This is a genomic window from Cytobacillus sp. ABV4_503, from assembly GCF_056158445.1.
Map to the genome: position 1 here is coordinate 4,611,420 of NZ_JBSWTH010000001.1, position 20,874 is coordinate 4,632,293.

Sequence of the window (20,874 nt, forward strand, 5' to 3'; positions counted from 1 at the left end):
AATATCTGCTAGCAACCCAGGCGAATTCATATGTTCTCCGAGAAAAACTTGTTCATTTTATATAAAAGGCTTTGTCTTGAAATCCCAAGCTTTCTTGCCGCTTTAGCAGGCTGTCCAAGTGATTCATCAAGTGCCTTCAAAATATATTTCTTCTCAATTTCGTCCATAATTTCCGGCAATGAAGCACTATTTTCTATTTTAATCATATCATTTGAGTTATCATTTTTTACTTCACGGATTTCCCTCGGAAAATCTTCGATTGTGATCGAATCCCCATCACATAATACAACCGCTCGTTCAATTGCATTTTCAAGCTCACGGACGTTTCCCGGCCACCCGTAATTCATTAAATGACTCATTAATTTCCTGGTGGTTTTATAATCTTTTTGATGCTTGCTCCGATACTTTTCAAGAAAGTTTTCTACTAAAAGGGGGATATCCTCTTTACGCTCCTTTAGGGATGGAATATAAATATCTACTATGTTTAATCGATAATATAAATCTTCCCTGAAGTTCCCCTCTTCTACTAGTCTCTTTAGATCGCGATTTGTAGCACAAATAATTCGGATGTCGACCTTGCTTAATTTATCGCTTCCAACCCGCATGAAGGTTTTATCTTGTGTTACCTGCAGGAGCTTAGCCTGGAAAGACGGTGAGATTTCACCAATTTCATCTAAAAAAATCGTTCCGCCATTTGCGGATTCAAATTTCCCTTTTCGGCTCGATACTGCCCCGGTAAATGAGCCTTTTTCATGGCCAAAAAGTTCACTCTCCAGCAATTGTTCAGGAATCGCTGCACAATTTATGGGAATAAAGGGTGCATGTTTCCTTTCACTCAGCATATGGATCATTTGTGCAATTTTTGTTTTCCCTGTTCCGCTCTCGCCTTGAATGAGTATGTTTGCTTCCGTTGCTGAAACTCTCTCTACCAGCCTAAGAATATTTTTCATGGGATTGCTATTAGCTACGAGTTCTCCATGAACTTCAGAATGAAGAAGCTGTTCTTTCAATTTTTTATTTTCTTCTTTTACACCAAGCCATTCAAAAGCCTTTTCAATCGTAACGATGAGTTCATTTAATTTTACAGGCTTGACCATATAGTCAAATGCTCCTGCTTTCATTGCAGATACTGCATTATCGATATTGCCAAAAGCAGTCATCATAATATAGATCTTGTTAGGATAAAGTCCAATAAATTCATGTAAAAGTTCTAAGCCTGAGGCATCCGGAAGCTTCAAATCCAAAAAAACAAGATCGGCATTAGTATCAGCGATTTTATTTCGAGCCTCTTGTCCGTTGGCCGCTGTATACACGTTATATCCTTGCTTGGATAATGAAGATTTTAAGATTTTCAATATTTTCGATTCATCATCAACCAGTAAAATATTTTTCATGCTTCTAAGCTCACCTTTCTTCAGTAAACTTTGGCAGTTGAACGGATAATACGGTGCCGCTTATATCGGAATTTGCTTGAATGACCCCGCCAAATTGTGTTGTGATTTCATAAGCTATTGACAACCCTAATCCAGTGCCTTCTTTCTTCGTTGTAAAAAATGGATTAAAAATCCACTTGATTTCACTTTCCGGTATGCCTAAACCATTATCCTTTATTTCTATTAACCAATCAGATTCATAATCCAATATGCGAACAGTTAACTTGCCTCCCTCATCCATTGCGTGAAGACTATTAATAATAATATTTAAAAACACCTGACTTAGTTTCCCTGGAGTTGCCAGTACAAATGCTTCTTCGACAGCAAAGGATTTTGAAACCGATATATTCCGATCGGCAAAATTGTTTTTTAGAAGTCCTAATAATTCATCCAATACAGCAGCTAAGTCCACCTTTTCCAACTCATCGTCAGATTCCCCCCTGGATAAATTCAAGAAATCTGTTAACAGTTGATTTAATCGATCCGTTGTTTCTAATATATCGTCAGTCATTTCCTGAATAAAGGAAGGATCTTGCATGTCCAGCTGGATTGCTTCTGCAGCTGCTTGAATAATGCTTAAAGGATTTTTAATTTCATGTGCAATTCCTGCAGTCATCTGTCCCAGGGAAGCCAGCTTCTCACTTTGCTTTAGATATTCCTCCATTTTCTTCATATCACTTACATCTCTTAGAATGAGGATCGATCCAAGAATATTCTGATCTTCCCCGCTAAATAAAGAAGAGTATATACGGACATCATGCCTTCTGCCGTTCTTATCATAAATATAGCTTTCCTGTTCATTAATTTCTTTTCCTTCCTTTATGGTCCTCCATGACAGAAAATCAGCTTCATTTCTTTTCAATGGAAGATCGATAATATACCTGCCAATTGCCTCAGTTCTGGAAAATCCCGATAACTCCTCCGCCCCTTTATTAAAGGTAACAATCCTTCCATCCTTGTTAATCGTGATGATTCCATATGGTATCGATTCCAATATATAGAACAAATGTCTTTCTTTATTTTTCAATTCCATTGCCATACTTGCCATCGTTTTTGTAAGATTTTCAAGTTCGTCACCCGTATGGAGAAGCTCAAAGTCAGCTCTTTTCCCATCCGAATATTCCTTAGCCTGATTCGTTAAATTCGTTATGGGCTTAATGAATCGAAATGCCCCGAACAATGTCAATAAATAAGTAAGAAAAACGACAATGATAAAACCTTTAAATAAAAGCACTTGTACCTGTCTTGCAGGCTCCATTGCCTGATCGATAGATTCACAAATAATAAGCCCCAATCCGCCTAATGTAATCGGCCTATAGGAAGCGAGCATAAATTCATTAAACAATAATCCTTCCCATATACCGCTTCGATACTTGTTAAGCATTTGGCCAAGTTCATGATTCTTAAGCGTCTCACCAATTAATTGTTCCTTAGAATGTGCAATGATTATTTCATTTCGATCTATTAAAACATTCAGTCCCTCTGAACCAATCTTTCCCTCCGAAAGATATTCTGAGAGGATATTTAGATTAACATAGGCAAGTATCGCTCCCCGATACTGCCCTCCATCATCAAGGACTGGATACGCAATCCCGATTGTTTTCCGGCCATCTTCGAGGGTAAGCAGATTTGATATGTAAAACGCCTTGGTCCATTTTAATCTCTCTAAAATCTTATTCAAATCTCCCGATGCAGACTTTTTTACATTAGGTATCGTGGTAATTGAATTACCCGATTCATCCATGACGTCGATAAATAGATATAGAGGGTTTTCAGAAACAAGCCGCTCCATTTCCTTCCGGTAAAAATATGTATTCTCTTTAGAATTACTTAGAACGAACTCGGAAATGACACGAATATCATTGATCATTTTGTCAAACATAAAACTGGTTTTCGTGCTGACGGTCTTTGACATTAATTCATTTCGGTATTCAATTTCCGAACGTACCGAATCATTTAGTACATTCATGGTCACAAAATAAATTGAAGCCAGAGATCCAAAGACGACGATAAAGGTCATAAATACATATCTCTTTGTTATCCTTGATTGCAATAATTTTTTCAAAGAAATTTCCCCTGTCAAAGTTGTCCTGAGATTGATTAATATTTAGAAAATTCTTATATATGCTATTATAGTAGAATAAAAGAAACAAAAACACCCTTGCTATAAGTATTGGTTAATGATCCATTACTCTACATGCAAGGGTTCTTTTTAATAAGATTTCAAACGAAATCCTGATCCGCAATCTCTTTAAAATGCTTTAATGTAATATGAACATCTTCATCTCTCATTATGGGTAATAGCTTCCGTATTTCTTTTACTGCTTTATAATCAATTTCACAAATTTGAACAGCTGGATCTCCATAAGGACATTGTAAAATGATTTCACCATACGGATTAATCACTTTTGAATTCCCATAAAACATAATGCCGTTCTCAATCCCTACGCGGTTTACCAACGCTACATAGCACCCATAAACGCTTGCGTAAAACTGGCCTACCCTCTCCCAGCCTGCAGAACTGGAATAGTCACTGCCGAGACCGCCTTCCGGACTATTAATTAAGGCTATCAAGAGAGAAGTGTGGTGGTGTGCAGCAATATGGGGCAATGACGGATGCCATACATCATTGCAGATCAGCATGCTGGAAATAAAAGAACCTATTTGATCCAGGTTTACTTTTTTTCCTCTTGCGAAGTATTTTGCTTCCTCAAAGTCACCGTAATTAGTTGGGTAGATCTTTCTTTGAATAGAGGTAATCTTCCCATTCTGAATCATGATTGCTGAATTGTAAATTTGCTCGCCCTTCCCCTTTTCAACAAAGCCGAATACAACATTCACACCTGTATCTGCGGAAGCCTCGCATACTTGCAAAATTTCCTTTGCATCTGTTGTGAGCGCAACATCAAATAGTTGATCTTTGAGGTCATATCCTGTTAAAGATAACTCTGGGAAAACGAGTAACTCTGCTTTCCCATCATTCTCATGCATTATATCTATCATTTGCGCTAAATTGGCTTGAACATTTCCAAAGAGAGGAGCAACTTGGGCTATTCCTATTCTCATAATCGTTCTCCTTTTCCATTAAGAATAAACAGACCATCCTAAGAAATTCCGCAAGCCTCTGCGAGTACATCTACTAAATGGACTCCTTGCACTTGGCCGTTGCACCCCTTCCGTTCGATTCCAAGACGCATTTGCAAGAGGCATCCTGGGTTCGTTGTGACAACGGTTGCCGCTTTCGTTTCTTCTATATTCTCCATTTTTCCATCAAGGATTTCCATGGACTCCCCAAAATGGAGAAGATTATAAATACCGCCTGAAGCACAGCATTTATCACTGCCTGAAAGCTCAACAAAAGCAGCGCCTGGTACAGATTTCAGTAATTTTCTAGGCTGCTCATGCACCCTCTGGACATTTCTTAGATGACATGAATCCTGATAAGTGATTACACCATTCCATTGCTTCTTAAAAGGAAGAGGACCGAATTCCACCAGAATTTCACTAATATCCCTGGAGGCACGAGAGAATTTCTTTGCCCGTTCAGCCCATTCTTCATCATTTTTCATAAGATCTTCATATTCCTTAAGAAGAGCTCCGCAACCACCGGCATTATTAATATAGTATTGGGATTCTGATTCTTCAAAAGCAGAAATATTTTGCTTCGCAAGCTCCTTTGCACCTTCTATCATTCCTTGATGGGCATGAAGGGCACCACAGCAATTTTGCGATTTCGGAATAATTACTTCACAGCCGGCTACTGTTAGGAGCTCGATTGATAATCTATTTGTTCTGTTGAGCAAGGCATCCGAAATACAGCCTGTAAAAAATGCAACCCGTGCTTTTTTGGAGCCCTTGGCGGGAATGATGGTTCCTAATTTGTTTCTCTTTAATGGAGATTCTACAAGCGGCAGCACGTTTTCAATTTGAGCCAGCGGTTCTGAAATCTTGTGCAATAACTTTGTTTTTTTCACCATTTTTCTAATTCCGGACTTTTGATAAAACCATGTTAAATTCCCTAGTAACCTCATCCGCTTTGGGTATGGAAATACTTGAGATAAGACCAGATGTTTCAGATTGTCATTCATTGTTCCAGCATCATTGTTCATTTGTTCCTCTGCAATGACGTTTTTTGCTGTCTCTAATATGTGCCCATAGGGAACGCCCACAGGGCAGGCCACTTCACAGGCCCGGCAGCCCAGGCATAAATCAATGGGTTCAGACAAGTGGCTTGAAATATCTATTTTTCCTTCGGCTGCCATCTTGACAAGGTTGATTCTCCCCCTTGGTGATGCGGACTCTTTTCCCATTGATTCGTATGTTGGACAAGCAGGCAAACAATATCCGCACTGGATACACTGATTAGTGGCTTCATAGGCCAGTTCGTATAACCGATTGCCCTTTTTTGAAAAGAGAGAAAGCGAATGTATAGATTTATTGTCTTCACTCACATCTTGCGTTTTTTTCAATGGAGCATTCATGTTAAACTAACACCACCTTTGTTTGCCCCGCTTTTGGAAAGATCTTTCCCGGATTTAATATATTGTTAGGATCCCAGGCGTTTTTTACTTTTTTCATGAGACCAAGACCCGCTTCCCCAAGCTCCATTTCCATATATGGCGCTTTAAGCGTCCCAATTCCATGCTCGCCTGATAGCGTTCCTCCAAGTGAAACAGCAGCTTCAAATATTTCACTTACCGCATTTTCGGCTCGTTTCATTTCTTCGATATTTCGTTTATCCGTAATGATATTTGGGTGTAAATTCCCATCGCCTGCATGACCAAAAACCACTAAGTTTAATTCGTACTTTATTCGGATTTGGCTCAATTTCTCCATCATGGCAGGAATTTGGCTTCGAGGAACCGTAGCATCCTCAGAAATTTTAGTTGGCCCCATTTGTGTGATGGCAGGGGAAACCATTCGGCGAGCTTTCCATATTTCTTCTCTTTCCTCTTCTGTTCTGGCAGTTCTAACAGCAGCTGCTCCCACTTGCCAGCAAATCTCTTCACATTTTTCAATTTCCTCATTTATGGCCAAGGGATGCCCATCCACTTCTATAATGACAAGCGCTTCGGCATTTACCGGAAGCCCGCACGGACTAAAATTCTCAACCGCCCTTATACATGCGTTATCCATTAATTCCATGGCTGCCGGCATAATTCCTGAAGACAAAATTTTGGTTATAGCGTATCCTGAGTCAACTAATCTGCTAAATGTGGCTAATAAAGTCTTGCGCGCTTTCGGTTTTGGAATTAATCGCAATGTTGCCTCCGTTACAATCGCCAGAGTCCCTTCAGATCCAACAATTAATCTTGTTAAATCATAACCTGTGACATTCTTAACCGTTTTCCCGCCTGTTCGGACAATTTCCCCTTCGGGTGTTACTACTTCCAATCCGATCACGTATTCCTTAGTCGTTCCGTATTTCAGTCCCTTCGGCCCGCTTGAATTCTCTAATAAATTTCCGCCAATAGTGGACACTTTGGAACTGCTCGGGTCCGGAGGATAAAATAGCCCTGCTTTTTCTGCCTGGTAATGAATCTCACCAGTCGTAACCCCAGGAGATACAATGGCTAATAAGTTTTCACAATCAATGATTAATTTTTTATTCATTCGAGTCATATCCAGGACGATTCCACCTTCAACAGGCAATGGACCCCCGCTTAAGGATGTCGCCGCCCCTCTTGGATAGACTGGGATTTTATGCTTGTTTGCTATTTTCATAATCTTACTTATTTCAATCGCACTCTCAGGCTGGATGGCCAATTGGGGCAAATATTCACCAAAAGAAGCATCATAGCTATAAGAATATAGTTCTTCCAGACTGGTGAGAACACGATTAGCAGGAATAATTCCCTCGATTTCTCTTACTATAGCATCTTCCAATTTTTTCATCCTTTCTAAATCCCCAGCAGCCTCTTAGGGTTGTCACTTACCATTTTCGTAATCTCATTTTCTGTTATTCCATATGCCAGCATTTCTTCTATAAAATTACTTAAGGCTTTAATAGGTGCAATATTATGCCGCTGTCCGTAATCTGTCACCATTACACAGGAATCAGCTCCAAGAACTTTAATGCTCTCAGCCATTTCCCTTGGGGAAATATCGTTAAAGTCTTCACTGCATGCTAAATAACATTTTTCCAGGATGCACCCTTTTTTCACTAATTCTTTTTCTAATTCAAAAGGCACTCTGGCAATACCTAAATCTGTATGCTGAATTAAGATTTTCTCAACTTTTTCCTCAATAGCTGCCTCAACTAATACAAGCACTTCCTCAGCAGCCAGATGTCCCGTGGCCAACACAATATCCGCTTCTGCAACCAGTTCTAAGATTTCATGTAGTTCCGGCAGGAGTTTTTTGTTTTCATCCCAAATTTCAATCCCGGAACCAGGATGCTTCATAGAACGCTTGCTATTAAAGAATTTGGTTTTCTTTTTACCAAAATACCTTTGATGCTCTTCAGCAGAAAAAGTAGGCATCCAAATGATTTTCGCCCCTAAACGGATCGCTGCATCTACTGCGGTTGGAGACAACCCTCCTGTAAAATAATTGCACACCAGCCCCCCGTACACATGAACTCCGGGCTCTTTTTCCCGGATTAAACTTGCCCGGTCAACTGTCTGAGCTTCATGTGCCTTTAAAACCACACCCGCCATCTCAGCATTTTTAATATCCTCTATTAGTTCCCAGTCGGTTTGCTTCCTTGGAAACAAACTTGGTGAACTATGAACATGTAATTCAATTGCTCCTTTTAATAATGGATGAAACTCTTGTGCCATAGCCGCCACTCCTTAGCATTAAATTTATTGTTATAAAAGTAATTTGCAATTTCCATGCCAATTTACATTAGTTAAATGCGGAGCCCTGTCGGCTTTGAAGAACTTTTTCAAATTAATATGTAAAAAAATTAAGACAATTTAGTAATTTTTCTTTACAAATGACTAAAGATCCCTAACTTCAATTCGTCATCAGCTCTAATATCATGGTTAACACAATTGGCAAATAACATTAGAGTGACTGCCAAATAAAAAATCCCTCTCTTGAGACAGAAATAGGATTTTACCTAACTGTCAGCAAAAAAGGGAAATACCGATAAAAAATTAATAAATGGGATACATCTGGGTTGCTTGTTAATATGACTCCCATACAATCCACTTCATAGTTTAATAGTAACTTTCTGTTATAATATTATTTTTTTCCTGATTTCTAACTTAACCTTCTAAGTCCTACTGACAGCCACACCACAACCGGAAGCAGCCCAAGAGAAACCACCGTAATCCCCGTCCAGCCTCCAGTCTGCCATACCAGTCCGGCAAGCGTCCCTCCGGTTGCGACTCCAAGGTAATAGCTTACGAGATAGATGCTCGAGGCACCCGCTTTGTGATGAGCAGCGAGCTCATTTACAATGGTCGCCATCAGTGAATGCGCCACAAAGAACCCCAGGCAGGTCAGGCAGAGACCCATTACAACTACTGATAAAGAGTGCACATTGGTAATTAAGGTCCCTCCTATTAAAATGACGGTTCCAACCGAGACCAGTGTGGTTTGCCTAAAATGAGCAGACAGGCTTCCTCCTAGCATGGAACCAGCTATACCGAAGCTGTATGCCAGGTAGGTAAAAGAAATATTTTTTACAGAAAGATTAAAAGGATCCTGTTCGAGATAAAAAGGGAGGTACGTCCATACTCCTGTGAACGAAAATTGGAGGAGGATCCCCATCGTGAATGCAGGGAAAAGCTTCGTATTTTTCAGATGTGAGCCCATGCCTGACAAGTCTTTTTTAACAGATATCTTACTGGGCTTAAAATAATGAGATTTTGGCAAAGTCATAAAATATAGGATGAATAACAGAATGGAGAATCCAAATAGGAAGTAAACAGAAGTCTGCCAGCTGGCCATATCAGCAATGTATCCGACGAAGATGCGGCCGGCCATTCCGCCAATGGCATTGGCTGCAATATACATGGTAATGCCGAGACTAACGCTGCTGGAATCCAGTTCCTCCCCTAAATACGCGATGGCAGCTGCAGGCAGGCCCGCTATACAAATCCCCTGCAGGAAGCGCAGCACCAGAAACGTTTCAAAATTAGGCGAAATGGGCAAAAGCACCAGCGGAATAATGGTGCAAACAAGCGTGATATTCATTATTGAAACCCGACCGATTCGATCAGATAGAAATCCAAAGAATAGCAATCCGAAAATCATAGAAACTACAGCAGCAGACAGTGATAAACCGGCTGTTGCAGATGTGATGTCAAATGATTTCACCAGCAAAGGCATAATCGGCTGCACAAAGTATAAATTAGCAAATGCTAAAATGGATGCACTCGTCATCGCAATCATTATTTTTTTAAAGCCGGCATCATGCAGCGAATATTTATCTGATTCCTGTTGTTTAGCATTTACAGCAGTCATTATCCCACCCAGTTCCTTTAATGCGTTAAATCCATTATATCATTTTATCTATAAAAAAATCGAAAATTCCGACTAAATTTCCCGCATGATTTCCATTAAGGACTTTTTCTAACCTATTTTTGAAACAGTGCGCACCTTCATTCCAGTTGCTCTAAATGTTATAATATAGGAATGTACTTTGGGACATGGGGACAGGTTGGTTGTCCCCTACGGAACGCTGGGACAAGGAACCTGTCCCTCTGTCCCACCAACAAGGGGGTTGAAAGATGATTCCGGAGCGGTTTTTGGAGCCTTTGGAGTTTGCAGCGAATGAGCTGAAGGGGCTACTGCGTGCAGAGAATGAGGAAGATGCACGCCTGGTGCAGAAGGGGCTGATGCTTTTTCGGCAGGGTCTTGTTTATCAGCTTCGCTTTGAGGATGATAAGGTTTTGGCGACAGTCCAGGATGTGACTCCCGCAAAGGTTGAACTTAATCTTGAGTTCATTCATTTGAGCGAGTGTTCCTGCCCGGCTGAAGGTTTTTGCCGCCATCAGACTGCGGTATTTCTGCAGCTTCTTTCCAAAGCCAGAAGTGTGTCCATGTGGATTGAAGAGTGGAGGAAGCCGATAAAGGAAAAGCAGACAGCCAAGAATTGGGGGCTTCAAAGAGCAAAGGATCTTTTGAAATCCTCCGGTCAGCTGAAGACTGGTTATGACGGCTGGGTTGCAGGATTCCAAGAAAGCTTTACCGAGCTGATGGAAAAACAGGGAGAGCCTCGTCCCTATGTCCTCCCTGAGCTTTTCCATGTTTATCTGCGCCGCATGAAAGCTGGAGCACCGGTTGAACAGGAATGGAGGCTTCTTTATTTGCTTATCGGCTATGTCTTTTCTTTTAAAAAGCTGATGGCGCTAAGCAGGAAGTATGGCCACGGCGAAGAATTGATTGACCGTTATTACCGCCATCTCTATCAGTCCCTGATGGAAGATTCCGTTGAGATTATGAACAAACTGTCTGTGCACTCCCTTCCCTTCGCTTTCGATCAATATATTGAAAAGCTGAAAGATGATTCCGCCGGGCTGATCACCGGTTCTTTTGGTTTGGATTATGAACGGGCCCATTTATACAGGCTGTTATGGACACATTTTTTCAAAAAGAAAGAATGGCGTGAAGCGGAGATCCAGAAGCTGGAGCCTTCCATCAAAGAGGAATCGCCCAGTCTTCCTTCTGTGGCAGGTTATGTGCATCTTCTAATCCTTGAACGAAATGATGAACAGGCACTCAGTGTTTTAAGTGTGCCAAATGACTTAATGACTCCTTATATGCTTTACTGGATCGATTATTTTTCAGCCAATAAGGACTGGAATCGGATGGGTCCTTATGCAGAAGCATTTATCCATAAATTACGGGATTACCTGAAACAATCTGATGACTATTATGCCTGTATGGATTTTACCCGGTTGGCCATGAGGGCGATTTCTCCTTATTGCCTGGAAAGCAGCAAAATGGATTTGTACGAGAAAGCCCTTATGGAAACGCTGCCGTACAGCTACAACGATTATGAATACCTGCTTTTTGAAAAAGGCGAATTCATAAAGTGGGCAGATCTGCAGGCGTTTATTGGCTTTGATATTGATTCTCTAGGCAAGGACCGGATCAGGGAAATCAGCAAAAAGGAGCCCTCCATCCTCCTGCCTCTTTATCATCAGTCTATCACTGCCCATATCAATATGAAAAACAGGGATCATTATCGCGAGGCTGTCCGGAAAATGAAAAAGCTTCGCACGCTGTATAACAAGCTGAAACGCCAGGAAGACTGGCAGCTTTTCTTGAATTGCTGCTTGAAAAAACGAAGCGTCTCCGCGCCTTTCAGGAAGAATGCAAAAGGGGTAAGCTAATCGATGCTTAAAACGAGATTTCTCCATGTGAAAGTGAAACCAATAAACAATGACCGCTACCTGATTTTTGCCGTCAATGAAGAAGGCCGCCTTCTACCCCAGAAAGAATGGATGCCGCTTCTTTTTAACCATCACAGAGAAAGTTTTTTTGGGACTATGCTTGAAGCTGTTGATGCGGACGGAATCAAAGGAATTTCTGTAAGCGGCTGGCAGCTCGTTACCCTGTTTGCGGCTGAGCAGTTCAACCGTTTGATTGAATGGAGCTGGGATGAAACTGCCGAAATTCTCCTGGCTTCCTCTCATGCTCTTTACGATTCAATCGTGGAAAAAGAATGGATGCCGGATTTTGCCGCCTGGGAACAGGATCAATTCCGCTGGGCACTGCCGGAAAGTGTAATTACCGAATTCGGCACGAACTTTTGGGACCAGAATGTAGAAGGCTCCCCTGTCCGGGAGTTTATCGGAGATTTATTTCACCGCTCCCTTGATGGCTTTATGAATCAAAATCAGGAAGCGAAAGCACAGTTCGGTGAAAAGCTTGAAGCATTGAGGAGTGAGCACCTCTCACCAAGGGATCTTGCAGCTTATTTTGATGAAGAAAGCTGGCAGGAATGGATCGGTGTCAAATCAAATGAAGCTCCTTTTTCGATTGGACTTAAGCTGGAAGAGCCCGGGGATATTGACTCCAGCTGGGATTTGGCGATTTTCCTTCGCGGAAAAAATAATTCTGATGTCTTTGTCGACTACAAGGACTATTCCAACTATCCGCATGACTGGCATGATTATGATGATTCAATTGAAAAAGAAATCCAGCGCTGGCTTGAGCTTTTTCCATGGCTTGCAGGCAAGCCCGGACAGATCTCCACTTCCCTGACCGAAGATGAAGCCTGGACCTTTCTGACTGAAGCAAGCGAAACACTGCTCGCACTTGGCGTGGAAATTCTGCTTCCTTCATGGTGGCAGGCAATGAAGAACGCTAGCCTGAAAGTCAAAGCCAAAGTGAAAGGAACTGGCAGTCATCGCCCTTCGTTTGTCGGGCTGCAGTCCATGCTTGATTATAATTGGCGCTTCAGCATGAACGGCGTTGATTTAACAGAGGATGAATTCCGGGGCATGGTTGAGGAAAAAAGACGGCTTGTCTACATTCGCGGCCGCTGGATCAAGCTGGATCCCCATTTTGTCCGCCAAATTCAGGATTTAATGAAGAAAGCGGAAAAAGAAGGATTGCATGTCCGTGACTTGATAGAACAGGAGCTTATGGCTGACGAGAGCACGCAGGAAGACGAGCTGGATAATCCTAAGGCTTTTGCCCGTATTCAGATTGAGCTTAACCGCCAGTGGAAACAGATGGTGAAGCAGCTACGCGATATCAAAAGTCTTCCGCTTGAAGAGGTTCCTGCAAGCTTCAAGGGTGATCTCCGCCCTTATCAGAAGCTCGGTATGAGCTGGCTGCTGTTTCTGCGCCGGTATGGTTTTGGCGCCATTCTGGCAGATGATATGGGGCTTGGAAAAACGATTCAGCTGATCTCTTATCTTTTAAAGGTAAAGAAAGAGGAAGACAGCGGCCCATCGCTTATCGTCTGCCCTACATCTGTCCTCGGCAACTGGCAGAAGGAAATCGAGCGCTTCGCACCTGGCATGAGTGTGTATCTCCATTACGGTTCAAACCGCCTGAAGGGCGAAAGCTTTTCTGAAAAAGTAATGGAGTCTGATATTGTGCTGACCTCCTATGGACTGACCCATATGGATCTGGAGGATTTTGAAACCATCGAGTGGAGCTCCATTTCAATTGATGAAGCCCAAAATATTAAAAATGCCCAGACAAAGCAATCGCGGGCTGTCCGAAAGTTAAAGGGCAAGCACCATATTGCCCTCACCGGCACGCCGATGGAAAACCGGCTGACCGAGCTCTGGTCCATTTTTGACTTTACGAACCATGGCTATCTCGGCAGTCTCGGGCAGTTCCAGAAGCGCTATGTGCTGCCGATTGAGAAGGATGATGACAAGGATAAAGTCAGGCAGCTGCAGGCATATATCCGTCCCTTCCTGCTCCGCCGTACGAAGAAGGATGAGGATGTGGCCCTGAACCTGCCTGATAAGCTTGAGCAGAAGGAATATTGTCCTCTTACTGCTGAGCAGGCCTCGCTATACGAGCAGCTTGTCCAGGATACATTCGCACAGATTGAAAAGCTGTCCGGGTTTGAGCGCAAAGGTCTGATCCTGCAGTTATTAAGCCGCTTAAAGCAGCTGTGCAACCATCCGGCTCTTTATTTAAAAGAGGAGAAACCTAAGCATGTTCTTGAACGTTCTGTAAAGCTTGAAAAGTTAAGCGAGCTTGTCGGTGCTGTACATGAGCAGGGAGAAAGCTGTCTGATTTTTACCCAGTATATTGAAATGGGGAACATGATCGCCCGCTTGCTGAAAAAACAATTCGGATTCGACGTGCCATTTTTAAACGGCAGCGTGCCAAAGCAGGAACGGGACAATATGATCAGCCGTTTTCAAGATCATGAATTCCCGGTTTTCCTGCTGTCGCTTAAAGCCGGCGGAACCGGTTTAAATCTGACGGCAGCAAACCATGTCATCCATTATGACCGCTGGTGGAATCCCGCCGTCGAAAACCAGGCAACCGACCGCGCATACCGGATTGGGCAAAAACGCTTTGTTCATGTTCATAAAATGATTGCCACTGGGACGCTCGAAGAGAAGATTGATAGCATGCTCGAAAAAAAGCAGTCCCTTAATGATCAAATTATTACGAGCGAGAATTGGATTACCGAGCTTTCAACAGATGAGCTGAGAGATCTGGTTCACCTGACATAAATTTTTTCAGTCTTCAAGTCCTTGATATGCATAAAGGCTTGAAGGCTGTTTTTTTATTTTCGCATATTCAGGCTTGTTAGGCTTTTGCGTCAGAAAGGTTACTTTGCTGCCTTCTTTTATAATGAAACAGGATAGCAGCTGGTATGTAGGGTTCTTGTCCCCGGCGTTTATCGCCACCTGGCCGAGTTTAAATTTATAATGAAGAAGTCTTTCCTTATCATTTTCCATATCGTTGAACGTGAGTGAAGTATGGCTTCTAAGAGGAATTCTTTGATAGGATTTGTTATTCTGTAGCTGGATGAGCTGAAGCGCATCAAAGAAGCTTGGCTGATGATTGGTGTTTAATCTTTTATTTGCTGTTTGGAAATACAGGTACCCGGTTTCATCTCCTTTATCCACTAAATTGCACCTCCACTTTATTATTTTCAAAAAGTATATTCGACATATTCTGTGAAAATCCTCCCTGATTCTTAATACCTATATGCAATATTTATTTTTCACAAACAGCTTTAGTTAGAAATAACCCGGCACAGAAGTACCGGGTTTCAAATTTAGGGGAAGTGCTGGGGATATGATTGATTCTCTATAGGGAAGGAAAATATGTGGACAGCTGGTTGGGGATGCCGTCAATTCATTACGGTAAGTCGTCCAGGTCTCTCCTGGGGACAGTTTTGCATTGCGGTTTCACGGATGAAGGATTCAAGCTGGTGAACTCGTTTATTCAGGTCATCGACTCTTTGGTTTGATTTTCCGAGCATCTTTATGAGGCTTTCGAGCAAATATTCCAATGCCTTTTCTCTTTCAGACACTTCTTTCAAAATGGTAGTTCCTCCTTGGTCACGGTCACCGGGATATCCTCTGTCTTCTTCCGGTCAAGAAAGCGGACCGATTCCGCTACCACCTCTGTTACATAAATGCGCTTCTTTTCCTGATTATCATAATGCCTCGTCTGAATTCGCCCGGTTATCCCGATCAGCGTTCCTTTCCGGCAGTATTGCGATGTATTTTCCGCTGATTTTTTCCATAATGTACACTGAACAAAGTCCGCATCGATTTCACCCTTCTGGTTGCGGTATTGGCGGTTTACTGCCAGCGTCACATTTGTCACCGGAATTCCTTCCTGTGTCCTTTTCAGCTCAGGGTCCCTTGTCAATCTTCCAACCAGGGTCACTTGATTGATCATAGCTTTCATCTCCTCTCTTTAATAGCTATATCATATCCGGAACTTCTCCTCTGTGTAAAAATGCCAAAAAGTGTTTTTTGCAGAGCTTTTCCGGCAAAAACACCCTAAAAATTTATTTTTCAGCCCCTATTCCGCAAAAAACGCCCCCGAAAATCTTATTTTCAACATATACAAAAAGGAAATTCGACAATCTGTCAAATTCGCTTTCAGTTTGGCCTGTGTTATAATTTTTTATAGACAACTTATTTTAGAGATGGAGGTAAGCCATGAAAACATTTAAACTTGTTTCTCTGCAATTGGTGGAAAAAAATGGCCTGATTGATATTGAACTGGATGATGGGTTGATAATCAATAAAGAAGACGAGAAGAGCAACTGGCTCCTGGAGGCATTTATTGATAAATCCTATCTTGAGTACTTCAAAAAGCGCGCTGATGACAAGGACGAGCTGACCATCCAAGTTGTTATTACGAAAAAAGAAAACGATCCAGCCGCATTCCAAACTAAAATTACCTCTATCAATGAACTGGAAAACCATATCAGCATTCTTTTTGAAGGATCACTCAAAAGAACGAAAAATGATTATGCCGAACTTCTGCTTCAGGACCTCTTGGACAAAGGCTTTATTGGAGACAGCCTGCTTGATGAATTTAAAATAAAAATGCAAAGCAAGCCGCGCCTAGCTGCTGCAAAAAAGGAAAATAAAGAAACTCCCGCTCAATCATGACGGGAGTTTTTCTTTAAAAAGGACAGGTTCACCCCTGTCCTTGCCTTATTACTGATCTTTATTATCTTTGTCCTGCATATCTTTGTTATCTTCGATTGCATCTTCACCAGGCTCGTTGTTGTCTTCCATCATGTCGCCGTCATCATCTGTGTTGATATCGTTGTCATCCGTATTTTCATTCAGATCATTAGTCATATCGCCGTTGTCACCGTTCATACCGCCTTCATCTACGTTTCCATTATCCTCCGTAATTGTATCATCTTCCGGCGGCGGCTCCTGGTTATCTGTGGCACATCCTGCTAGTAGCATGGCGGAAAGGACGGATCCTCCGATAAGTGTTAAAAGCTTTTTATTCATCGTAAAAGCTCCTTTCATAAGGTGTATTGTTGACCTGCTGCATTGGTCTTCCTTTATATTTCCCAAAAACCGAAACAACTTGCATTTTTTTTTACAGAAAAAATCCCGCACGCTCCGTACGGGATTTCTTATATCATTACCTTTCAATTGCAAACATAATTTCAGCTTCCATAGCCACTTCGCCATTAACAGTCGCAAGAGCTTTTCCTTTTCCGATTCCTCTGCGGACGGAGAGCAGTTCGACTTCCATGATGAGTGTATCACCTGGGCGCACCTGGCGCTTCCAGCGGCATTTCTCCACACCGGCAAAAAAGGCAAGTTTTCCTTTATATTCATCCAGTGACAGCAGGGCAACAGCACCTGTCTGCGCACAGGCTTCAAGCGTCAGGCATCCTGGAAATACATTGTAATTTGGGAAATGCCCATTAAACACTTCCTCATTGGCACTTACATTCTTTTTGCCGACGGCTCTTTTTCCAGGCTCAAGCTCTTCAATGGAATCCACAAACAGAAATGGGTATCGGTGAGGAATTATTTCTTTAATTTCTTCTACATTCAATTTCATATGTATCGCTCCCCTGCAGTATTTAGTACCAGATACTAATAATAGCTTATATTTATTTTACTAAAAAATCGCTTGGACGCAAAGCGGAAACAAAAAAGAAGGGCATCATCGCCCTCCTCTTCATTTTTTTCTTATTCTTTTTCAATCAAATCCACAATATGCATCCAGGTGGACTTTGTAAAAATATCTTTTACTTCCCCGCCGCCGATGACTCCATATCCGACTGCGGCTCCGGCCGTAACGCTCAGGAAAATTAAAAGCACGACAATAATAATCCGAAGCCAGATCGGAATGAGGCGAATGCGAACCCGCCCTTTACGCGGTGATTCTTCTTTGCTGCGTTCTTTCTTCAGTTGTTCACGCGTCTTGACTGCTTCTTGATTACTGTTGTTTACTGACATTTTATTTCCCCTTTTACCTAACGTATTCCGTTGATCAGCCCCATCATTTGATCAGCCATGGAGACAGATCTTGACTGAAACTGATATGCCCGCTGCAGGTTAATCAAATCTGTCATTTCCTTGGACATATCCACATTGGATTGTTCAAGGGAGCCCTGGGCCATTCCTATCTGGCCGCGGAGCGCACCATTCAGCTCAGTAAAGATCCCATCGCCGTCAGCTCCATCAGGAAGACCAAGAAGATTATCCCCTTTTTGCTCCAGGAATTGAGGCTTGTTTATCAGAACCACTCCAAGATTGAATTCCTGGATGGAACCATTGGCTTCTTCTGCCAAAAAGCTCCCTGTTTCGGTCACTTTAAAATTTTTAGCTTGTCCATTTATTATAATCGAATTATTATTTTCATCAAGAACAGGAAGTCCGTCACCTGTCACAAGCATGGTCTCATTCTCCGAAACCGGAGTTAAATAAAAGGCACCCGCTCTGGTAAAACGCACAGCTGCTCCGTCTTCTGTCTGCTCGAGCACTCGGAAATACTGCCCTTCCTTTGTGAGGGCAAGATCAAGCGGCCGTTCGGTTGCCTTTAAAGCACCCTGCTTCATGACGATTTGGGACTGCGCCAGCTTTGCGCCTACTCCTTGCCTGATGCCTGCAGGTGTTAGTCTTGCTGTCTCCGCATTCGCATTCCGCTGATTATTGAACTGCTGAAAAAGCAAATCGGTAAAATTGGCTTCTCTTCTTTTATAGCCCGCTGTATCAATGTTTGCCACATTATGGCTGACAATATCCATTTGCTTCTGCAGCTGGGCCAGAGTATTCGTTGCCGTGATCATGGTTCTATTCATTGTTTTTCCCCCTTAGCGGGTCTGCCGCTGGACATTACCCGATCCGTCCAATTTCATTTGCGGCTTTCTCCATACTGCGGTCATAAGCCTGAAGGACCTTTTGGTTTGCTTCAAATGAGCGATAGGCGGTCATCATATCAGTCATCGTCCGGGAAGCATCTACATTGGAACGCTCCAAATAGCCCTGCTGCAGCTTGAATTGGACATTCTGTGCATTATAGGCATTTTCAAGGACGCTCTCTTCTGTCACTGCAAACAGTCCGTCACCCTCTTTACGCAGGCTTTCAGGATTTTGTGCATACATAATGCCCAACCTCGCTGTTTCACCTGCTTCTCCTGTAATCAGACCATCTTCACTCACTGTAAACCGGTCACTGGAAAGCTGAATCCGTTCACCCGCATCATCCAGAATATATAATCCGCTTGCTGTCGTTAAGTAGCCCCCGCCGTCAATGGTAAAATTCCCATTCCTGGTATAGCGCGGCTCGCCATTATTGCCTTCTGCTGTATAAAAGACGGACCCTCTTAAGCCGGTCTCCGGATTAACAGGCAGATTAAGATCAAGCAAGGCCAGGTCCGTATTCAGACCTGTTTCCTTCATATCTCCCTGCATGAAAGACGGAATTGTCTCCTGCATATAGACCCCTGTATTAAGGCTGCCCACTTCCTGATTTAAGGGAAGATTAAGGCCTTTCTCGGTTGGAACTGTCTGCTGGCCCATGAGCTGCAGAAGCATCTCCGGAAAAGCTCTCAGGCTCGTCTGATCTGCTTTAAAGCCTGGCGTATTGGCATTGGCCATATTATTTGTCAGTACTTCTGTCCTCCGCTGCTGCGCCAGCATCCCGGAAGCAGCCGTGTAGAAACCTCTAAACATCTTTAATCACCTCTAAATTGCCATTCCGAACATCTATTTACCTCTATTATAAGAAACTTTCCGACAATAAACATTAAAAATTTGAAGAATTGAGTCAGATTTTGAAAAAAGCTGTACCTTTTTTTAATCGGCTGGAATGGGAGAAAGTTTACAATAGATAACTACACTATTTATTTTTCAGATATCGGTCTTTTGGCTAGTTTATCGGTCAGAATTCATTTTTATCGGAACATTTTCGCGGATATCGGTCTGATTTGGATTTTATCAGCCACTTTTTCAATTTATCGGTCACTTCGCGCCAAACACCGTTTGAGCTGTTCCAAAAAGAAAAACCCGCCAAAAGACGGGTTCCTCACGATTATATAAGCTTCTTCTTCGGAAGCTTATCAATATTATCAAGCATGATGCCAGTTCCAACGGCAACGCAGTCCATCGGGTTTTCGGCAATTAAGACAGGTACTTTCAGCTCTTCAGCCAGAAGCTGGTCGATTCCGTGAAGAAGAGCGCCGCCTCCTGTCAAAATAACCCCGCGGTCAATGATGTCTGCAGACAGTTCAGGCGGAGTGCGTTCAAGCACGCTTTTAGCAGCCTGTACGATGACTTCAACGGATTCAGCCAGAGCACCCTGAACTTCATCGGAACGAACTGTAATTGTTCTTGGAAGACCTGACACCATGTCACGGCCGCGGATTTCCATTTCCTCATTTTTGCCGCCAGGAAAAACCGTCCCAATGGTTACTTTAATATTTTCGGCCGTTCTTTCACCGATTAGAAGCTTGTACTCTTTTTTAATATATTGAAGGATTTCGTTGTCGAATTTATCTCCGGCCATCTTTATGGATGAAGACGTAACGATGTCTCCCATTGATAAAACCGCCACGTCTGTTGTACCGCCTCCGATATCGACAACCATGTTTCCGCTCGGCTGGAAGATATCCATGCCGGCTCCGATTGCCGCAACCTTTGGTTCTTCTTCAAGATATACCTTTTTGCCGCCGCTTTTTTCAGCAGCTTCCCTAATCGCCTTCTGCTCAACACCTGTAACATTTGTCGGGCAGCAAATCAAAATGCGCGGCTTTGATAAGAAACCTTTAACATTCAGTTTGTTGATAAAATGCTTCAGCATCGCTTCTGTCACATCAAAGTCGGCAATAACCCCGTCTTTTAGCGGGCGGATTGCCACAATGTTCCCTGGCGTACGTCCGACCATGCGGCGTGCCTCTTCTCCTACGGCCAGTACTTTGTTTGTATTTTTATCAATCGCAACTACAGATGGTTCATTCAGCACAATTCCGCGACCTTTAACGTGGATTAGCACGTTGGCAGTTCCTAAATCAATCCCAATATCCCTAGCAAACATTTCTTTTTTTCCTCCT

At 42.6% G+C, this 20,874-nt stretch carries 19 protein-coding genes; 3 read left to right on the forward strand and 16 right to left on the reverse strand.

The window, feature by feature from the left end; genetic code table 11:
• Positions 1-26: 26 nt before the first annotated feature.
• From ACXAD1_RS22990 to ACXAD1_RS23020, 7 genes are all read right to left on the reverse strand, one after another.
• Positions 27-1,394, reverse strand: coding sequence for a sigma-54-dependent transcriptional regulator (locus tag ACXAD1_RS22990; protein WP_474911145.1), 1,368 nt, complete (start codon positions 1,392-1,394; stop codon positions 27-29).
• Between the two features lie 10 nt (positions 1,395-1,404).
• Positions 1,405-3,498, reverse strand: a complete 2,094-nt coding sequence (locus ACXAD1_RS22995; protein ID WP_474911146.1) for a sensor histidine kinase — start codon at positions 3,496-3,498, stop codon at positions 1,405-1,407.
• Positions 3,499-3,656: 158 nt separating this feature from the next.
• A complete protein-coding gene (locus ACXAD1_RS23000; protein WP_206840621.1) occupies positions 3,657-4,499 on the reverse strand; it encodes a nitrilase-related carbon-nitrogen hydrolase in 843 nt (280 codons plus the stop codon).
• A 38-nt stretch (positions 4,500-4,537) separates the two neighbouring features.
• Positions 4,538-5,914, reverse strand: a complete 1,377-nt coding sequence (locus tag ACXAD1_RS23005; protein ID WP_474911147.1) for a (Fe-S)-binding protein — start codon at positions 5,912-5,914, stop codon at positions 4,538-4,540.
• A 1-nt stretch (position 5,915) separates the two neighbouring features.
• Entirely contained in the window at positions 5,916-7,328 is a 1,413-nt protein-coding gene (locus tag ACXAD1_RS23010; protein ID WP_206840625.1) for an FAD-binding oxidoreductase, read from the reverse strand.
• Positions 7,329-7,333: 5 nt separating this feature from the next.
• Positions 7,334-8,215, reverse strand: a complete 882-nt coding sequence (locus ACXAD1_RS23015) for a DUF6282 family protein (protein WP_474911148.1) — start codon at positions 8,213-8,215, stop codon at positions 7,334-7,336.
• A gap of 427 nt (positions 8,216-8,642) precedes the next feature.
• The gene (locus ACXAD1_RS23020; RefSeq protein ID WP_206840630.1) at positions 8,643-9,851 is read right to left on the reverse strand and encodes an MFS transporter; all 1,209 of its coding nucleotides are present in this window, start codon (positions 9,849-9,851) and stop codon (positions 8,643-8,645) included.
• Between the two features lie 266 nt (positions 9,852-10,117).
• Here ACXAD1_RS23020 and ACXAD1_RS23025 point away from each other — a divergent pair, with 266 nt between their 5' ends.
• On the forward strand, positions 10,118-11,725 hold the full coding sequence (locus ACXAD1_RS23025) for an SWIM zinc finger family protein (protein WP_474911149.1): 1,608 nt from the start codon (positions 10,118-10,120) through the stop codon (positions 11,723-11,725).
• A gap of 3 nt (positions 11,726-11,728) precedes the next feature.
• A complete protein-coding gene (locus ACXAD1_RS23030) occupies positions 11,729-14,548 on the forward strand; it encodes a DEAD/DEAH box helicase (RefSeq protein ID WP_474911150.1) in 2,820 nt (939 codons plus the stop codon).
• A gap of 6 nt (positions 14,549-14,554) precedes the next feature.
• Here the strand turns inward: ACXAD1_RS23030 and ACXAD1_RS23035 are convergent, their stop codons facing one another.
• The 3 genes from ACXAD1_RS23035 to ssb all read right to left on the reverse strand — a co-directional run bounded on the left by ACXAD1_RS23035 (position 14,555) and on the right by ssb (position 15,731).
• Positions 14,555-14,947 (reverse strand): hypothetical protein, encoded by a 393-nt coding sequence (locus ACXAD1_RS23035; protein ID WP_474911151.1) that lies wholly within the window; start codon positions 14,945-14,947, stop codon positions 14,555-14,557.
• Between the two features lie 227 nt (positions 14,948-15,174).
• The gene (locus tag ACXAD1_RS23040) at positions 15,175-15,357 is read right to left on the reverse strand and encodes a hypothetical protein (RefSeq protein ID WP_474911349.1); all 183 of its coding nucleotides are present in this window, start codon (positions 15,355-15,357) and stop codon (positions 15,175-15,177) included.
• Between the two features lie 5 nt (positions 15,358-15,362).
• The gene (gene ssb / locus ACXAD1_RS23045) at positions 15,363-15,731 is read right to left on the reverse strand and encodes a single-stranded DNA-binding protein (protein ID WP_206840641.1); all 369 of its coding nucleotides are present in this window, start codon (positions 15,729-15,731) and stop codon (positions 15,363-15,365) included.
• 266 nt (positions 15,732-15,997) lie between these two features.
• On the opposite strand from ssb, the gene ACXAD1_RS23050 reads away from it, so the two are divergent.
• Complete coding sequence (locus ACXAD1_RS23050; protein WP_206840643.1) at positions 15,998-16,456, forward strand: YwpF-like family protein; 459 nt, start codon at positions 15,998-16,000, stop codon at positions 16,454-16,456.
• Between the two features lie 48 nt (positions 16,457-16,504).
• On the opposite strand, the gene ACXAD1_RS23055 is transcribed toward ACXAD1_RS23050, so the two are convergent.
• From ACXAD1_RS23055 to mreB, 6 genes are all read right to left on the reverse strand, one after another.
• Positions 16,505-16,831, reverse strand: a complete 327-nt coding sequence (locus ACXAD1_RS23055; protein ID WP_474911152.1) for a hypothetical protein — start codon at positions 16,829-16,831, stop codon at positions 16,505-16,507.
• A gap of 118 nt (positions 16,832-16,949) precedes the next feature.
• Positions 16,950-17,378 (reverse strand): 3-hydroxyacyl-ACP dehydratase FabZ, encoded by a 429-nt coding sequence (gene fabZ, locus ACXAD1_RS23060; protein ID WP_474911153.1) that lies wholly within the window; start codon positions 17,376-17,378, stop codon positions 16,950-16,952.
• Between the two features lie 131 nt (positions 17,379-17,509).
• On the reverse strand, positions 17,510-17,779 hold the full coding sequence (locus ACXAD1_RS23065) for a DNA-directed RNA polymerase subunit beta (protein ID WP_206840645.1): 270 nt from the start codon (positions 17,777-17,779) through the stop codon (positions 17,510-17,512).
• 17 nt (positions 17,780-17,796) lie between these two features.
• Positions 17,797-18,624, reverse strand: a complete 828-nt coding sequence (locus ACXAD1_RS23070; RefSeq protein ID WP_206840647.1) for a flagellar hook-basal body protein — start codon at positions 18,622-18,624, stop codon at positions 17,797-17,799.
• A gap of 34 nt (positions 18,625-18,658) precedes the next feature.
• A complete protein-coding gene (locus tag ACXAD1_RS23075; protein WP_474911154.1) occupies positions 18,659-19,498 on the reverse strand; it encodes a flagellar hook-basal body protein in 840 nt (279 codons plus the stop codon).
• Between the two features lie 358 nt (positions 19,499-19,856).
• Positions 19,857-20,858 carry a rod shape-determining protein gene (gene mreB, locus ACXAD1_RS23080; RefSeq protein WP_206840650.1) on the reverse strand — a complete coding sequence of 334 codons (1,002 nt, stop codon included), beginning with the start codon at positions 20,856-20,858 and terminating at the stop codon, positions 19,857-19,859.
• Positions 20,859-20,874 lie beyond the last annotated feature (16 nt).

Excerpts from the sequence above, each read along its gene's own strand:
- ACXAD1_RS23005 (WP_474911147.1), bottom strand. The coding sequence starts at position 5,914 with ATGAATGCTCCATTGAAAAAAACGCAAGATGTGAGTGAAGACAATAAA.
- ACXAD1_RS23020 (WP_206840630.1), bottom strand. The coding sequence starts at position 9,851 with ATGACTGCTGTAAATGCTAAACAACAGGAATCAGATAAATATTCGCTG.
- ACXAD1_RS23065 (WP_206840645.1), bottom strand. The coding sequence starts at position 17,779 with ATGTCAGTAAACAACAGTAATCAAGAAGCAGTCAAGACGCGTGAACAA.
- ssb (WP_206840641.1), bottom strand. The coding sequence starts at position 15,731 with ATGATCAATCAAGTGACCCTGGTTGGAAGATTGACAAGGGACCCTGAG.
- ACXAD1_RS23030 (WP_474911150.1), top strand. The coding sequence starts at position 11,729 with ATGCTTAAAACGAGATTTCTCCATGTGAAAGTGAAACCAATAAACAAT.
- ACXAD1_RS23000 (WP_206840621.1), bottom strand. The coding sequence starts at position 4,499 with ATGAGAATAGGAATAGCCCAAGTTGCTCCTCTCTTTGGAAATGTTCAA.
- ACXAD1_RS23015 (WP_474911148.1), bottom strand. The coding sequence starts at position 8,215 with ATGGCACAAGAGTTTCATCCATTATTAAAAGGAGCAATTGAATTACAT.
- ACXAD1_RS23075 (WP_474911154.1), bottom strand. The coding sequence starts at position 19,498 with ATGTTTAGAGGTTTCTACACGGCTGCTTCCGGGATGCTGGCGCAGCAG.
- ACXAD1_RS23050 (WP_206840643.1), top strand. The coding sequence starts at position 15,998 with ATGAAAACATTTAAACTTGTTTCTCTGCAATTGGTGGAAAAAAATGGC.
- ACXAD1_RS22990 (WP_474911145.1), bottom strand. The coding sequence starts at position 1,394 with ATGAAAAATATTTTACTGGTTGATGATGAATCGAAAATATTGAAAATC.
- ACXAD1_RS23070 (WP_206840647.1), bottom strand. The coding sequence starts at position 18,624 with ATGAATAGAACCATGATCACGGCAACGAATACTCTGGCCCAGCTGCAG.
- mreB (WP_206840650.1), bottom strand. The coding sequence starts at position 20,858 with ATGTTTGCTAGGGATATTGGGATTGATTTAGGAACTGCCAACGTGCTA.
- ACXAD1_RS23010 (WP_206840625.1), bottom strand. The coding sequence starts at position 7,328 with ATGAAAAAATTGGAAGATGCTATAGTAAGAGAAATCGAGGGAATTATT.
- fabZ (WP_474911153.1), bottom strand. The coding sequence starts at position 17,378 with ATGAAATTGAATGTAGAAGAAATTAAAGAAATAATTCCTCACCGATAC.
- ACXAD1_RS23025 (WP_474911149.1), top strand. The coding sequence starts at position 10,118 with ATGATTCCGGAGCGGTTTTTGGAGCCTTTGGAGTTTGCAGCGAATGAG.
- ACXAD1_RS23055 (WP_474911152.1), bottom strand. The coding sequence starts at position 16,831 with ATGAAAGGAGCTTTTACGATGAATAAAAAGCTTTTAACACTTATCGGA.